The sequence below is a fragment of the Actinoplanes sp. NPDC051494 genome, from assembly GCF_044454705.1.
Taxonomy (GTDB): Bacteria; Actinomycetota; Actinomycetes; order Mycobacteriales; family Micromonosporaceae; genus Actinoplanes.
This window is the reverse complement of record NZ_JBITDZ010000002.1, coordinates 1,125,297-1,140,048: the sequence shown is the minus strand read 5'-3', so window position 1 is coordinate 1,140,048 and position 14,752 is coordinate 1,125,297. Positions and strand designations below refer to the sequence as shown.

13 protein-coding genes and 1 pseudogene are annotated in these 14,752 nt (G+C 69.4%); 6 read left to right on the top strand and 8 right to left on the bottom strand.

The window, feature by feature from the left end; all coding sequences use genetic code 11:
- The first annotated feature begins 114 nt into the window (after window positions 1-114).
- The 3 genes from ACIA6A_RS11915 (at window position 115) to ACIA6A_RS11905 (ending at window position 2,134) form a co-directional block, all read left to right on the top strand.
- Window positions 115-885: a sigma-70 family RNA polymerase sigma factor gene (locus ACIA6A_RS11915; RefSeq protein WP_396097486.1), complete on the top strand. Its 771-nt coding sequence runs from the start codon at window positions 115-117 to the stop codon at window positions 883-885.
- On the top strand, window positions 878-1,504 hold the full coding sequence (locus ACIA6A_RS11910; RefSeq protein ID WP_396097652.1) for a GtrA family protein: 627 nt from the start codon (window positions 878-880) through the stop codon (window positions 1,502-1,504). Before ACIA6A_RS11915 ends, ACIA6A_RS11910 begins: the two co-directional genes overlap by 8 nt.
- A gap of 66 nt (window positions 1,505-1,570) precedes the next feature.
- Window positions 1,571-2,134 carry a GtrA family protein gene (locus ACIA6A_RS11905; protein ID WP_396097485.1) on the top strand — a complete coding sequence of 188 codons (564 nt, stop codon included), beginning with the start codon at window positions 1,571-1,573 and terminating at the stop codon, window positions 2,132-2,134.
- Here the strand turns inward: ACIA6A_RS11905 and ACIA6A_RS11900 are convergent.
- Entirely contained in the window at window positions 2,061-2,675 is a 615-nt protein-coding gene (locus ACIA6A_RS11900; RefSeq protein WP_396097484.1) for a PH domain-containing protein, read from the bottom strand. The genes ACIA6A_RS11905 and ACIA6A_RS11900 overlap by 74 nt on opposite strands.
- 4 nt (window positions 2,676-2,679) lie before the next feature.
- A complete protein-coding gene (locus ACIA6A_RS11895; protein ID WP_396097483.1) occupies window positions 2,680-3,552 on the bottom strand; it encodes a biotin--[acetyl-CoA-carboxylase] ligase in 873 nt (290 codons plus the stop codon).
- Window positions 3,553-3,657: 105 nt separating this feature from the next.
- Between ACIA6A_RS11895 and ACIA6A_RS11890 the strand changes: the two genes are divergently transcribed.
- Window positions 3,658-4,446, top strand: coding sequence for a hypothetical protein (locus ACIA6A_RS11890; protein ID WP_396097482.1), 789 nt, complete (start codon window positions 3,658-3,660; stop codon window positions 4,444-4,446).
- A gap of 1,598 nt (window positions 4,447-6,044) precedes the next feature.
- Window positions 6,045-7,613 (top strand): acyl-CoA carboxylase subunit beta, encoded by a 1,569-nt coding sequence (locus ACIA6A_RS11885; protein ID WP_396097651.1) that lies wholly within the window; start codon window positions 6,045-6,047, stop codon window positions 7,611-7,613.
- Between the two features lie 120 nt (window positions 7,614-7,733).
- Here ACIA6A_RS11885 and ACIA6A_RS11880 read toward each other — a convergent pair whose 3' ends face one another.
- The 6 genes from ACIA6A_RS11880 to ACIA6A_RS11855 form a co-directional block, all read right to left on the bottom strand.
- Entirely contained in the window at window positions 7,734-8,471 is a 738-nt protein-coding gene (locus ACIA6A_RS11880; RefSeq protein WP_396097481.1) for a M50 family metallopeptidase, read from the bottom strand.
- A gap of 19 nt (window positions 8,472-8,490) precedes the next feature.
- A complete protein-coding gene (locus tag ACIA6A_RS11875) occupies window positions 8,491-9,096 on the bottom strand; it encodes a Maf family protein (RefSeq protein WP_396097480.1) in 606 nt (201 codons plus the stop codon).
- Window positions 9,097-9,120: 24 nt separating this feature from the next.
- Window positions 9,121-10,275, bottom strand: a complete 1,155-nt coding sequence (mycP, locus tag ACIA6A_RS11870) for a type VII secretion-associated serine protease mycosin (RefSeq protein WP_396097479.1) — start codon at window positions 10,273-10,275, stop codon at window positions 9,121-9,123.
- Window positions 10,272-11,882, bottom strand: coding sequence for a hypothetical protein (locus ACIA6A_RS11865; RefSeq protein ID WP_396097478.1), 1,611 nt, complete (start codon window positions 11,880-11,882; stop codon window positions 10,272-10,274). Before ACIA6A_RS11865 ends, mycP begins: the two co-directional genes overlap by 4 nt.
- Window positions 11,882-12,337, bottom strand: a complete 456-nt coding sequence (locus tag ACIA6A_RS11860; protein WP_396097477.1) for a hypothetical protein — start codon at window positions 12,335-12,337, stop codon at window positions 11,882-11,884. Before ACIA6A_RS11860 ends, ACIA6A_RS11865 begins: the two co-directional genes overlap by 1 nt.
- A 127-nt stretch (window positions 12,338-12,464) precedes the next feature.
- Entirely contained in the window at window positions 12,465-12,662 is a 198-nt protein-coding gene (locus ACIA6A_RS11855) for an acyl-CoA carboxylase subunit epsilon (RefSeq protein WP_396097476.1), read from the bottom strand.
- Window positions 12,663-12,763: 101 nt separating this feature from the next.
- Here ACIA6A_RS11855 and ACIA6A_RS11850 point away from each other — a divergent pair.
- Window positions 12,764-14,038 (top strand): annotated as a pseudogene (locus ACIA6A_RS11850) (protein kinase); the annotation flags it as partial.
- Between the last annotated feature and the right edge of the window lie 714 nt (window positions 14,039-14,752).

The window sequence follows — 14,752 nt, the reverse complement described above, 5'->3', positions numbered from 1 at the left end:
CTTCACTTCCGCGCGCACATTCGCGCAGGGAGCGCTCCCATCCCCGCGACTTTCACAATTTGGACAAATGGGCCTAAGCTAGGCTTTCCTCTCACCCCGCCTCTGGAGGCAGGAATGACGATCCCCGCCGGCGACGCCGACGCGGACACGGACCTGCTGGCCGCCGTACGCGCGGGCGACACCGCGGCGTACGGCGTGCTGTACGAACGGCACCGGGCCGCCACCCGCGCGTACGCGTACGGGCTGGTCAGCGACCCGTCGGACGCCGACGACCTGGTCGCGGAGACGTTCGCCAAGGTCTTCGCCATACTGCGGTCCGGGCGGGGGCCGCTGGCGTCGTTCCGGGCCTACCTGTACACGACGCTGCGGCACGTCCGTTACCACCGGGCCCGGCGCGACCGAAGGATCGAATTCACCGACGACCTGACCCGGTACGACGTCGGCCAGCCGTTCATCGACCCCGCCCTGGACCGGCTCGAACGCACGTACGCCGCCCGGGCCTTCCGCGCCCTGCCCGACCGCTGGCGGGACGTGCTCTGGCGCACCGAGGTGGAGGGCGCCAGCCCGGCCGAGGTGGCCCCGGCGCTGGGCCTGACCCCCAACGCGGTCGCCGTGCTCGCCCACCGCGCCCGGGAAGGGCTGCGCCGCCTGTACCTCCAGCAGCACGTCGCCGTGGCGGTCGCGGACCCCCCGGAGTGCCGCTGGGCCGGCGAACGGATGGGCGGACAGGTGCGCGGACGGCTCGCCCACCGCGACGCCGCCCGCCTCACGACCCACCTGGCATGGTGCGCGGACTGCCGGGCCCGGCTCGCCGAGGTGACTGAGATAAACCAGCGCCATTACCGTCCGCACAAACAACGCAACCCTGGTGGTCCGGCTGATTAAGAGTCGCTCACGAAGACAGCGTCACGTGACTGCTCCCGGTACTCTCGGGAACGTGCCCGCTGCCGCCGTTCTGCCCGCATTGCGGGCGCGCTTCGGGGCACTGGTGCGCGAGATCAGCAAGTTCGGCACGGTCGGCGGCATCGCGTTCGCCATCGACCTCGTGCTCTTCAACGTGCTGCTGCACGCCGGCGCGGAGACCCTGATCGCCAAGACCGGCTCCACCGTCGTCGCCACCTCGGTCGCGTTCGCCGGCAACCGGTTCTGGACCTGGCGTAACCGCGCGCACACCAACATGGCCCGGCAGTACACCGTGTTCTTCCTGCTCAATGCCATCGGGCTGGGCATCGGGCTGGCCTGCCTCGCGATCAGCCACTACGCGCTCGGCGCGATCTGGCCCGAGTTCCAGAGCCCCCTCGCGGACAACATCTCCGGGCAGTTCGTCGGCACCGCGATCGGCACCCTGTTCCGGTTCTGGTCCTACCGCCGCTTCGTCTTCGGTGAGAACCCGGTGCCCGAGCCGGCCCCCGCGGCCGCTCCGGCGCCCCCGGCCCCGCCGGTCGACGAGGCCGCGACGCACGTCACCCACACGACGCCGCCGCGCGCCGTCCCACGAATCTGACAGATACCGGCCCCGGTCCGGCACTCTCCGTTCGTCGTTTCTTCCTTCCCCCCGTAAGGTTGGTCAATGCCTTCAGCTCGCCCGCTGACGGAACGCCTGCGCAGCCTCGCCCCCGAGGCCCTCGCATTCGGCGTTATCGGTGCAGCGAACACCGCTCTCTACATGGCCATCACCTGGGCCCTGCTGCCCATCGGTGCCGTGAAAGCCAGCGTGATCGCCACCGTCGTCACGACCACCCTGGCCTACCTCGCGAACCGGTTCTGGACCTACCGCAACCACACGCGCACCGCCCTGCGCCGCGAGTACACCCTGTTCTTCGGCTTCAACCTCATCGGGATGGTCATCCAGTCCGGCGCGGTCGGCATCGGCAAGTACGGCTTCGGCCTCACCGAGGACAACGACGCCGTCCTGTTCATGGCGGTCACCCTGATCGGCATCGGCATCGCCACGGTCTTCCGGTTCTGGGCCTACCGCACGTTCGTCTTCCTCAAGCCCGCCGTCGACGGCCACGAGACCGCCGTCGCCGAGATGGACGTCGCCGCCGGCCTGGCCGAGCTCAGCGCCGAGGCGGAGGGCCGCTTGGACGAGGAGCTCGCCAAGGTCCTCGGCGACCAGCGCCGCGCTGTCTGAGCGTCACTTCCGCCTCCGGCGGTGCCGGTTCGTCGTCATCGTCGTCCGGCCGCAGCTCGCGGTCGGTCTCGATGAGTTCGTACAGGGTGGTCTGCACCTGCTGCACCCGCGGGACGGACGCCAGCACCACGGACCGCTCACCGATCGAATCGACGGTCAGGGTCCCGCACCTCAGCAACCGGTCCAGCAGCGACTGATGTGCGACGTGGTCATTGACCCGGTTGAGCGGCAGGTCACGCCGCTCCCGGGCCACCACGCCGTCCTGCAGCAGGATCCGCTCGTCGGTGAAGACGTAGTGGGTGGTCCGCCAGACCAGCAGCGGCCACAACCCCCGGGTCACGGCCACGAACAGCGCCGCCCCGCCCACCACGCAGACCCCGATCAGCCCACCGGTCGTCGGCGGCAGCATCACCCACACCATGATCATCACGGCCAGGGTCGCGGCCAGCACCAGCACCGGCCACACCGCGGTCCGGGCGTGCGGATGGAGGTGGAGGACGACCTCCTCCTCATCGGTCAGGACGTCGTCCGGAAAAGCCACCCGATCAGCGTACGTGCAGCACGTCACCCGCGGAGACACGACGCTCGGCACCATCATCGGTACGGATGACAAGCTGCCCGTCCCCGTCGACCGACACCGCCTCGCCGCTCATCTCACCACCGTCCGGCAGCAGCACCCGCACCCGGCGGCCCAGGGTCGAGCAGTCCCGCTCGTAGGCCGCCAGCAGCCCGCACATCTCGGCGTCGCCACCGGCCTCCCGCCAGCCCTGATACCACTGCGCGAGGCCACGCAGCAGCGCCTTCAGCAACGGATCGCGATCGGTGCTCTTCGCGCCGGCGACCAGCAACGACGTGGCGGGCAGCCCGTTCGTCCCGGGAAGCTCCTCGGCCCGGGTGCTGACATTCAGCCCGATCCCCACCACCACCGCGTCCCCGACCACCTCGGCCAGAATGCCGGCGGCCTTACCCATCGACTCGTCGCCGTCCCGCGGCACGAGCAGATCGTTGGGCCACTTCAACGCGACGTCGAGCTCGGTGATCCGCGCGACGGCCTCCCGCAGCGCGACCCCGGCCAGCAACGGCAGCCAGCCCCATGACCGCTGCGGGGCGGCCACCCAGCCTCGCTCGGGGACGGCCACCCCGGGCCGCAACAGCACACTCAACGTCAACCCGGCCCGGGCCGGCGACACCCACTGCCGGTCCCGGCGCCCCCGCGCGGCAAGCTGCTGCTCGGCGACGACAACCAGCCCCTCGGCGGCACCGTCGGAGGCGGCCAGCGAGACATCGGCATTGGTCGATCCGGTCTCCCCCACCACGTCCAGGCGCTGCCACACCCCGCCGGGCACCACGAGCGCCCGCTGCAGAGCACGAGCGGCCAACGGCGGACGGTCAAGATCGGCGTAGGGCGAGGAGGCCATTTGATCAGCTTAGAGCCTGCCCTGCCGACCACGTCCCGGCGTCGCCATGATCGGCCGCCGGTGCCGGGTCAGGTCGGTTCAGCGGCATGCCGGCTCACATAGACCGTGCTGCGAGACTCCCCCTCCAGCCCAGGACGGGGTCGCGGCCTCGGCCGGGGCCGCTCGGTCTCCCCCTCAGCCATCCCTGAAGCCCCCGTCCCCGCCGACTCCATCCCCGCCGCCTGCGGCCCCGCCGACGGCGCTGCGGGGAAGGCCGACATCATCGGTCCCAGCGGCGATTCCATCGGACTCGACCCCGGTGCCATCGGGCCACTGCGCGAGATCATCGGGCTGGACGCCGGTGTCATCGAGCTTGCCTGCAAGGTCATCGGGCTTGTTGGCGACGTCATCGGGCTTGTTGGCGACGTCATCGGGCTTGTTGGCGAGGTCACCGGGCTGGACGCCGGTGTCAGCGAGCTTGCCCGTGCGGTCATCGGGCTTGCAGGCGGCGCAGCCGGCGCTCCCTGCGGCGTCATCTGCCTGCCCTGCGGCGCGGTCTGCCTGCCCGGCGGCGCGGTCTGCCTGCCCGGCGGCGTCGTCTGCCTGCCCGGCGGCGCGGTCTGCCTGCCCGGCGGCGTCGTCTGCCTGCCCGGCGGCGTGGTCTGCCTGCCCGGCGGCGTGGTCTGCCTGCCCGGCGGCATTGTCGTTGGCGCCGTCGGGGTTTCTGGCTGCGTTGTCGGGGTCAGCGTTGCCGGGGTCAGCGCCGAGGTCGGTGCCGGCAGCGTCGACGGCTGCGCGGTCTGTGGCGGGGTGGTCTGTGGCGGGGTGGTCTGCGGCGGGGTGGTCTGCGGCGGGGTGGTCTGCGGAAGCGCGGTCTGTGGGAGAGCCTGGGCGGGCTCGCTGACCGCGGAATGACGCCGGCGCCGCATCAGCCCGGACCGTCGCGTGCGCCGGGCCTCGGCGTCCGGCGCCCAGCTCAGATCCGGCAACACCGCGTCCGGCAGGTCCGGCACCGTCCAGATCGGCCCTTCCGCACTCTCCGCCCGTCCTGCATAGACAGTGTCATCCGGCTGCCATTCCCGTCGCGCGGCGCGCGCCCCTCGATGGCCCTGCGCCCAGGGATCCACCGCGGGCCGGGCGTTCATCGCGTCCCGCGGGTCCGCCTCTGGCCGTACCTCCGGCTCTGCCTTCGGGTGGTCTTCCTCCGGCCCGTCGAACGGCACCGGCTCGGCGGCGTGCGCTCCGGCCCTGGCCACGGGCTGGTCGAACGCGCGGGCCGGGGGGATGGCCAAGGGTGGCCAGGTGAGCGGCCCTTCGCCGGGGTCCACGGCCGGGACCGGTGGCCATTGTGGGACCACCGCGGTCGGTTCCGAGTCGTAGCTGGGGAAGCGGGGCCGGTCCTCGGCGGGCGGGACCTCGGGCAGGCGGGCCACCGGGACCGGCCAGCCGTACCCAGCGTCGGGGTTGGGGGCCCGGTGTTCGCCGGCGGCCGGCTCGTCGCGGTAGTGCGGGCGGACCCACCCCTCGACCCGGTCGCCGTGGCGGAGGTCGGCTCGGTTACGGCGTACCGATGGGGCGGATCGCCGATAGCCGTCCGGGCCGAACGGGTCGACGGCGGGGAAGCTTCCGGAGCCGTCCGGATCCCGGGGACGCTCATGGTCCGCCGGGTCGTCGATCCCGGCCTGTTCCGGTGCGACCGAGGCGCGACGGCGTTTGCTACGGCGGGGCCCCTCGGACAGACTCACCAACCGTACGTCGGTCGGGGCCGCCACCGAGGGCACCGGCAGCTCGTCGCGGGCCGGTTCCTCCACCTCGGATGTCGTCAGTGGCCACCGGGACCGTGACCCACGGGGGCCGGGCACCACAGCACCCTGGTTCCGGTCCTGGGCCGGGATCTCGGGCACCGCGGCACGGCCTTCCGCGGGCAGGCGCCGCACGTTCTCCATCCCGGGGGTACGAGCGGAGCGCCGTCCCTGTCCACGGTTACCGCGGCTGCCCCGGTCATCGCCACGGTCGTCGCCACCCTCGGGGCGCCGGCGCCGGAAACGAGCGGAGTCGTCCGGGACCTGGGCGATTCGCGACGCGGAGGCCGTACCCACGGGAGGGCCGGTCTCGGCGCGCGGAGCCTGACGGGCGCGGGGAGGCTGAGCCGTTCGCGAGGCCGGCCTCGTACGCGAAGCCGGGTCTGACCTGGTCGCGGTGGTCCCCGGCGTCGAGCGGGCGGAGTGGGAGCCGGTGCCTCCTGAACGGGTGGGCCCGAACAGGGCCTTGCGGAAAACGATGAGCGTGGTGATTCCGCCGACGATCAACGCCACGCCGACGGGGGTCATCCATGTCGTCACGGGGGTTGTAACGAATGGTGCAATAGGAACGAAACGCCTGCGTACCGACGATCGACCGGTGTCCGAAGTTATCCACAGCCTGGTCTGCACCACCACGCCCACCTCGATACGATCTCGATCGGCAGCAGGGAGCGATCCCGGTGCGGCGAGTGGAGGCGTGCGACAGTGACGATGCAACAGGACGACATCCACAGTACGGCCGGCAAGCTCGCTGACCTGGCCTTACGCACCGGCGAGGCAGTCCATGCCGGGTCGGCGAGGGCCGTTGAGAAGCAGCATGCGCGGGGCAAGAAGACCGCCCGGGAACGCATCGAGTTGCTGCTCGACGAGGGCTCGTTCGTGGAGCTGGATGGCCTTGCCCGGCACCGGTCGACCGCGTTCGGGCTGGATCGCAACCGGCCGTACGGCGACGGCGTGGTCACCGGCCACGGCACCGTCGACGGGCGGCAGGTCTGCGTCTTCTCGCAGGACTTCACCATCTTCGGCGGGTCGCTCGGCGAGGTCTTCGGCGAGAAGATCGTCAAGGTGCTCGACCTCGCCATGAAGATCGGCTGCCCGGTCATCGGCATCAACGACTCCGGCGGGGCACGGATCCAGGAAGGCGTGGTCGCGCTCGGGCTCTACGCCGACATCTTCTTCCGCAACGTCCGGGCGAGCGGTGTCATCCCGCAGATCTCGCTGATCATGGGCCCGTGCGCCGGCGGTGCCGTCTACTCGCCGGCGATCACCGACTTCACCGTCATGGTCGACCAGACCTCGCACATGTTCATCACCGGTCCCGACGTCATTCGCACGGTCACCGGCGAGGACGTGGGCATGGAGGAGCTCGGCGGCGCCCGCACGCACAACACCCGCAGCGGCAACGCGCACTACCTCGCCAGCGACGAGGAGGACGCCATCGACTACGTGCGAGCGCTCCTCGCGTACCTGCCGAGCAACAACCTCGACGAACCGACCACCTTCGACACCACCGCCGACCTCGACCCGACCGAGTCGGATCTCGCGCTCGACACCCTCATCCCGGACTCCGCCAACCAGCCCTACGACATCCACACCGTCGTCGAGTCGGTGGTGGAAGACTTCCTCGAGGTCCAGCCGCTGTACGCGCAGAACATCGTGGTCGGCTTCGGCCGCGTCGAGGGCCGCCCGGTCGGCATCGTCGCCAACCAGCCCATGCACTTCGCCGGCACCCTCGACATCGCCGCGTCGGAGAAGGCGGCCCGCTTCGTGCGCACCTGCGACGCCTTCAACATCCCGGTCCTCACGTTCGTCGACGTGCCCGGCTTCCTCCCCGGCACCGGCCAGGAGTGGGACGGCATCATCCGGCGAGGAGCCAAACTCATCTACGCGTACGCGGAAGCCACCGTCCCGAAGGTCACCGTGATCACCAGGAAGGCCTACGGCGGCGCCTACGACGTCATGGGCTCCAAGCACCTGGGCGCCGACATGAACTTCGCCTGGCCCACAGCCCAGATCGCCGTCATGGGAGCCCAGGGCGCGGTGAACATCCTCTACCGAGCCGACCTGGCCAACGCCGACGACCCAGCGGCGCTGCGAGCATCCCTGATCCAGGAGTACGAGGACACGCTGGCCAATCCGTACATCGCCGCGGAACGCGGTTACGTGGACGCGGTGATCCCCCCGTCGGAGACCCGGGCCCAGGTCACCAGGGCGCTGCGCATGCTACGAACCAAGCGCGAGACGCTGCCGCCCAAGAAACACGGCAACATCCCCCTCTGACCCCAGCCGCCGTCGCCCGGTCCCGCACCCGCGCCCTCGCGGCGACGTCCTTGGCCACGCGCGGGCGGCTCAGGCCACGGGCCGGCTCAGGCCACGGGCCGGCTCAGGCCACGGGCCGGCTCAGGCCGCGCTTACGGCGGGCAGCCATTGGCCGGCGAGCAGGAAGGCGCCGACCACCAGGGCGACCAGGTCGACGGCGAGGAAGACGCCGACCCAGAAGATCGCGGGGATGTGGGTGAGGCGTGCGAGCTGGTCGGCGTCGGAGTCCGGCATCCGGCCCCGGCCACGCAGTTTCTGCAGCTCGAACACCGGCCGCACGCCGCCGATCAGCAGGAACCACACCCCCACGTACGCGAAGGCAGCCTGGACCTGCGGCTCCGCGTACCAGGAAACCGCCAGCACGATGGCGCCGGTGACCACCAGGGACACCACACCGAAAGCGTTCCGGATGTTGATCAGCATGAGCAGCAGCAGGACCACGGCCAGCCACAACAGCAGCGTGATCCGGTTCCCGCCGAGCAGCCAGGCACCACCCAGACCCACCAGGGACGGCGCGATGTAGCCGCCCAGCAGCGTGAAGATCATCCCCGGTCCGGTCGGTCGCCCCGCCGAGAGCGTGAGCCCCGACGTGTCGAACTCCAGCCGGATGCCACGGAGCTTGCGCCCGGTCAGCAACGCCACCAGGGCATGACCGCCCTCATGCGCAATGGTGACCGCGTTACGGGCAATACGCCACAAAGGCCGGAAAACGACGACGACCAACGCGATCACCGCAGTGATCAGCACCAGCAGTCCCGGCGGGTCGGGCTGGGCGCTCAGCAGCGTGTCCCAGAGGTCAGTCACCGAATCGATCGACACAGCGCGGAAGCGTAGCCGATCACGACACCCTGTGCGCGCTCCAGAGCTGCGGAATCATGAAGCCCAGCCCTTGCAGCAGCCGCCGGAAGAGCGGCAACGACAGCCCGACAACATTGCCGTGGTCCCCCTCGATCCGCTCCACGAACGGCCCACCAAGCCCATCGATGGTGAAAGCGCCGGCAACATACAAAGGCTCTTCCGAGGCAACGTACGCGGAGATCTCCTCATCACTGACGTCAGCAAAATGCACAACGGTGCTGCCGACGCCCTCGACGGAAGCGTTCCCGCCCACATCGATCAGGTGATGCCCGGTGTACAGGGTGCCGGACTTCCCACGCATGTCCTGCCAGCGCCGGGTCGCCTCAGCAGCATCGGCCGGCTTGCCAAGAATCCGCCCGCCGAACGCAAGCACCGAATCACACCCCAGCACCAGGTCGCCGGCCGTCATCTCCGGAGCCACAGCCTTAGCCTTCAACCGAGCAAGCTCCAGACACAACTCAGCGGCGTCGACGGCCTGAACAACAGACTCATCAACGCCGCTGACCTGCACGAACGGATCAAACCCGGCAGCCCGCAGGAGTGCTAGGCGGGCAGGACTGGCGGAAGCAAGCACAAGACGAGGCACGCTTGCACCATTCCACACGCCAGATCAGGACCCCGGCCGGGACCGTGACCGCAGCGCAAAGAACAACCCAGCCCCGCCAAGCAGCACCACCAGCGCAATGCCGCCAACAATCAGCCCGGCATTACTGCTCGAAGACTCAACTTCAGGCAACGCGGCCGACGCCGAGGGCGTTGCCGCATCAGAAGTGGATGCGCTCGTGGCGGGAGCAGAGGAAGGCTCGCCGGCCCCTGGACCACCCTTAAGCGCAGCGACAATATCGATCACGCCGTGGCCATACACCGGATCGACACCCGGGTCACCCTTATCAACGGCGGTCGACTCGAGCCGCTCGACAACCTCGGTCGCCTTCATGTCCGGATACTTACTCCGCAGAAGAGCCGCGGCACCGGCCACGATCGGCGACGACAAGGAGGTTCCCCGGATATCCGACTCGTAGCGCCCGTCCTTTCCAAGGACCGTCATTTCCTCACCCGGCGCTGAAATGTCCATCGCGGCACCGGTGACAGTGACATCAGCAATCGATCCGGACCGGCCGATAGCTCCCACCGCCATGGCATCTGACGAGAATGCCGGCGCGATGATCGCGAAATCACGAGGCCGGTTACCGGCCGCAGCGACCACGACTACGTCTGCTGCAGCAGCTGCGCTGAGCGCCGTGGTAAGAGCGCCCGTCTGCCTGACGCTTAGGGATACGTTAATGACTTTAGCGCCGTGCTTCACTGCGTAGTCAAGGGCGAGTGCGACATCTTTTCCCAGTTTCTCACTATCTGGCGAACGATTATCGATAGAGCCTTTCGCACCCAGCACCCTAATGGGAAGAATTTTTGCTTCGGGCGCGATCCCAAGCGCCCCATCACCGTTCTTGCCATGCGCAGCAATGAGGCCGGCCACTGCGGTTCCGTGGCCACTCTTATCGATCCGGCCATCACCACCCTTCTCAAAGAAGTCGGCTCCCTCCAGAACGCTGCCCGACAGATCCGGGTGATCACTCACACCGCTGTCGATCACCGCGACGGTGACACCCTTACCTGTACTGACCTTCTGCGCCTCGGCCACTTTCAGATACTCCAGGTGCCATTGCTGGTCCCGGATCTCATCGGCATAGGCCGGCCCACCGAAAACAGCGGTGCCGGCACAAGCCAGCACCGCTGCCAGTACAGCAGTGAACTTTCGGGTCACCGGTAATAGCCAATGGCCGGGCCCGGGTCGATCGGCCCGGAGTCAGCGGGTGGCATCAGCACCGGATCGACACCCTCGTCTGTGGCCCACGGATTGTCGGGATCCCAGTGACTGGTTTCCTCGTGCCCGTCCTGCCGTCGTCCCGAGCGCCCCGGCTGACCCATCATCTGCTGCCCTCCGGACCCAGACCGTCCCGGCTGACCCATCGAGTGAGCTCCGGACGCCGAACGCCCCGCCTGTCCAGCCACGCCCTGACGAGCACCACCAGCCTGCCGGCCCGCGCCACCAGCTGAGCCGTGCACTCCGCCAGCACCCGTCCCGGCACGCCCACCAGCTCCGCTTCCGGGCATCGAGCCTTGCTGGCCGATGACACCACCGACCGGATTGACCCGTCCCGCACCGCCAAAGCGCGATCCACCACTTCCAGCGCCCGGAACCTGGCCGATGGCGCCACTGCCGGGAGTCGCGCCGATGACGCCTCCGGAAGGCATGGCCATCCGCGTGGAAACCGTTCCGGGCTTCCCCAGCCCGCCAGTCGGTAGTCCTCCGCCACCCAGCCCAGTGGGAACCAAGCCAGGAGTGACCAGTCCAGGCATGCCTCCGATCGGCGTCCCGGGCAGGGTCCCCGTCGTGGGCAATGGAGTGGGAATGGGCGCGATCGTGGAGGGTGGGTTGAGTACCGGAGTGGGGCTGACACCTCCGAGCACCGGACCGCCAGGCGCCCCACCGATCGGATTCGTGCCCGACGGCGGAACGACCGGGCTGGTGCCGGTAGGCGGCAGGATGGGATTGGCGCCGACTGGAATGTTTGCTGGCGGCGATACCGGCGTCACGTTGGGATTCGCTGGGTTCGCGGTGCGCGTCGGTGTTCCTCCCGAGCCCGCTGTGGGCGGAGGAATTACCGGAGGCACCCCGATACCACCGTTATCCGTGCCGGTCCGCTTAGGTTTGGTGGTCTCGCCCTCACCTATGGCCGGAATGTACGGCGTCGGCGCCTTCAGCGCCGAGTGGTTGTCGACGATGGTGCTGCTCAGGTCGAACATGACCAGCCGTGCCTGACGGTTCAGATCTTCCTGCTGCGCCGCTGATACCGGGGCGACCGGCGCCACGGGAGAAGGCGAGGGCGAAGGGGACGGCGTGGGCGTGGACGAGGGCGACACGGTTGCCGCCTTCGCCTTGGCGTCAGCTGCAGCCTTTTCGTTTGCCCAGGTCAGGTTCAGCTTCTCGTTCGCCTCGTACTGCCGGATCAGCGGTTCGAGCTTGTTCCGGGCGGTCGTCATCGTGACTGCCACCATGGAGAACGCCGCATAGTTGGCATCCGCCGCGTCCCTCGTGCCTTCGAGGTGCGTGATGAGCTCATCGATCCGAGCGATATATGCCGCGGAGGCCTCACTCTTGGAAGGAGGCCAGACGTCCGCCAGGTTGTTCCGGTACGCCGTTACCCGGGAAAGATGTTCGTTGACCAGATCGGAGGTGTAGGTCCACCCTCCGACTACGTCAAAGTGTGGTGATGTGTTCTGGTTTTCCAAGATGGACCACATGTACTTGACATCCACGTCGCCCCAGTTGGTTCCGGCGTAACCGCCACCGCCACCCGCGTCCAACATCAGAGCTGCCCTCCGCCGTCGGTTGCAGGGGTGCCGGCACTGCTGCCAGGAACGTCACTGAGCTCAGACGGCGCGTAGGCGACCTGCTCGAACGCCTTGTCGACGTCCTGCAAGTTCGCATGAGTGAAAGCGTCCGAGCCCTGGTAGGCCTTACCGATCTCACCCGCCGCCAGCGCGGCCTGGGTTGTGCCGGGCGCGAAGTAGTAGGCGTTGTCGAACGTCTGGGTCTGCACTCGGTGGTGCTGCTCCATGAAGCTCACCAGCTCCTTGAAGCGAGGGTCTCCCAGCGGCAGCTGGATCTTCATCGCCGCTTCGACCTTTTGGAAGTGCGGGTCGTAACCCTTCGACACCTCGGAAGCCAGGCCCTTGGCGAAGTCTTCCATCGCCTGGATGTCGGCCTCGATAGCACCGTAGTCGCTGAGCCAAGCTGGCCCGCGGTCCTCCTCAGGTAACACTGGATGCCCTCCCCCGAGCGTCGCAATCTCGTTTGAGGGTAGACGGTCCGGCCTGCAAGTTTCGACCCCGTATCCAGCGTTTGGACAGCTGAGACCGCACCGAGACCGGTCTATCGGGGATGGGGGCTCAGCTGGGCAAGCCCGATTCGCGCCAGGTTGCGGCGGGGTGGGGTGGGCGTCCGGATCTGGTCCACATTGGTGGTGCGGACCCTGACGGACGTGAATCTTTGTTCACAGATAGGCTGGTCAGGGCCACGACCAGGGCAGCCAGCTCTTCTGTCGATGGATTGCCATGCACCACGCTGACCAGGGCTTCCTCGTCCATTGATCAAGCGTACGGTCTTGCGGCCGCTACGCGGTGACACGGAACCCACACTCCGCTGATCGATTCGCTGCCGCTCGACAAGACCGGGTATTTTCTGCGTGATGTCTACTTCCCCTCCGCTCGTAGTCGCTGACCGTTACCGGCTCGTCGCGCCGCTCGGTCAGGGCGGGATGGGTCGTGTCTGGCGGGCGACCGATGTCGTCCTGCACCGTGATGTCGCGATCAAGGAACTTGTTCCTCCTCCCGGCCTGACTCCTGATGAGCGCCAGGAGATGCGGGAGCGGTCGCTTCGCGAGGCCCGCGCGATCGCCCGGCTCAACAATGTCAACGTGGTGCGCGTCTTCGACGTGCTGCGGACGGATGCCGACCCGTGGATCGTCATGGAGTACGTCCCGTCGCGTTCGCTGCAGGACATCCTCGCGCAGGACGGGCCGTTCAACCCGGTCCGCGCGGCGGAGATCGGCCTGGGCGTGCTCGGTGCCCTGCGCGCCGCACATCGCGCCGGCGTCGTGCACCGTGACGTCAAGCCGGGCAACGTGCTGATCGGCGAGGACGGGCGGGTCGTGCTCACCGACTTCGGGCTCGCCACGGTCCCCGGTGACCCCAACGTCACCCGTACGGGGCTGGTGCTGGGCTCCCCCGCGTACATTGCTCCGGAGCGTGCGCGAGACGGCACAGCCGGACCAGGCGCTGATCTTTGGTCGCTCGGCGCGACGTTGTATGCCGCGGTCGAGGGGGCGTCGCCGTTCGCCCGGCCGTCGGCGATCGCGACGCTCGCCGCTCTGGCCACCGAGAATCCTCCGCCGGCCCGGAACGCCGGGGCGCTCAAGCCGGTCCTCAACGGCCTGTTGCGCAAAGATCCCGCGCACCGGATAAACGCCGAGGAGTCCGAGCGGCTGTTGCTGCGCGCCGCGGGCCGCCGTTCGAAGCTGAGTTTCCCGATGAGCCCGACCATGCGCCGCCCCGGCGTCGGTCGCGAGCGTCCGCCGGTTGTCCCGGGCGTGTCGGCGAGCGCACCGGTCGTCCCCGGTCCGCGCCCTCCCGTCACTCCGAGCACCCCTCCGGTCACACCTGGTCGAGGCACCACGTCAGGCCGGGCCTCCGCGCCGCCGCCGAGTCGTTCGCAGGCCACCCCGCCCGCCGACCAGCAGCAGGGCCGCCCGGTCTTCGCGCCGGGTAAGGCCACGGTGGGCCGCACGCCGACGCCGGCAGCGGATCAGCCGACCCGCCTCGATCACCCCAAAACCCCGTTGGACGCGACCCGGGTGGATTCCCCAGCGGTCAAAAATCCGACAGGTACGCCCGCAGCGAAGCGCCCGCCGTCCGACCCCGAGCCCGCACCGGGCCGCGGCTCCCACCTCGACGCGACAATGCGCGGGTCGGGCTCCGCCATGGGTTCGTTCACGGCGGCGGAGGTCGCGGCAGCCCGCAAACGACCAGCAGCCCAGCAGCCCCCGGTCCAGCAGCCCCCGGTCCAGCAGCCCCCGGTCCAGCAGCCCCCGGTCCAGCAGCCCCCGGTCCAGCAGCCCCCGGTCCAGCAGAAGCCGGCGCCGCAGGCACCCAGCAAGCAGAAGTCGGCGCCGCCGGCGCCCGCGCAACAGAAGTCGGCGCCGCAAGCGTCGGTCCAGCAGACGTTGACGCCGCAGGCACCCGCCGAGCGGACGTCGACGCCGCAGGCACCGGCGCAGGCACCGGCGCAGGAGGCAGCGCAGGCACCGGCGCAGGAAGCGGCGCAGAAGGCAGCGCAGGAAGCAGCGGCCTCGGCGCCTGTCGTCCCGGCGTCCGCTGACCCGGAGCCCGCCGCGCCGCCGACGCCCAGGCCCAAGCCCGCCACTCCGGCGGCCTGGCCGAAGGCGAAGACCTCCGCGACCGACGCCAAGCCAACAGCCCCGGCGGACGAGACCCCGGCAGACAAGGCCCAGGCAGACAAGGCCCAGGCGGCTGAGGCCCAGGCGGCTGAGGCCGAGACCGCGGCCCAGAACACTGCAGCCGATCAGATTCCGGCCGAGAAGGCTGCGGAGACAGCGGACGCGGCCGGCGAGCTCGAGGCCGAGGCGGCTGGGTCCCGGTCCGCAGCGGTGAAGGCCGAG

Excerpts from the sequence above, each read along its gene's own strand:
- ACIA6A_RS11915 (WP_396097486.1), top strand. The coding sequence starts at position 115 with ATGACGATCCCCGCCGGCGACGCCGACGCGGACACGGACCTGCTGGCC.
- ACIA6A_RS11905 (WP_396097485.1), top strand. The coding sequence starts at position 1,571 with ATGCCTTCAGCTCGCCCGCTGACGGAACGCCTGCGCAGCCTCGCCCCC.
- ACIA6A_RS11895 (WP_396097483.1), bottom strand. The coding sequence starts at position 3,552 with ATGGCCTCCTCGCCCTACGCCGATCTTGACCGTCCGCCGTTGGCCGCT.
- ACIA6A_RS11885 (WP_396097651.1), top strand. The coding sequence starts at position 6,045 with ATGCAACAGGACGACATCCACAGTACGGCCGGCAAGCTCGCTGACCTG.
- ACIA6A_RS11865 (WP_396097478.1), bottom strand. The coding sequence starts at position 11,882 with ATGTTGGACGCGGGTGGCGGTGGCGGTTACGCCGGAACCAACTGGGGC.
- ACIA6A_RS11855 (WP_396097476.1), bottom strand. The coding sequence starts at position 12,662 with ATGGACGAGGAAGCCCTGGTCAGCGTGGTGCATGGCAATCCATCGACA.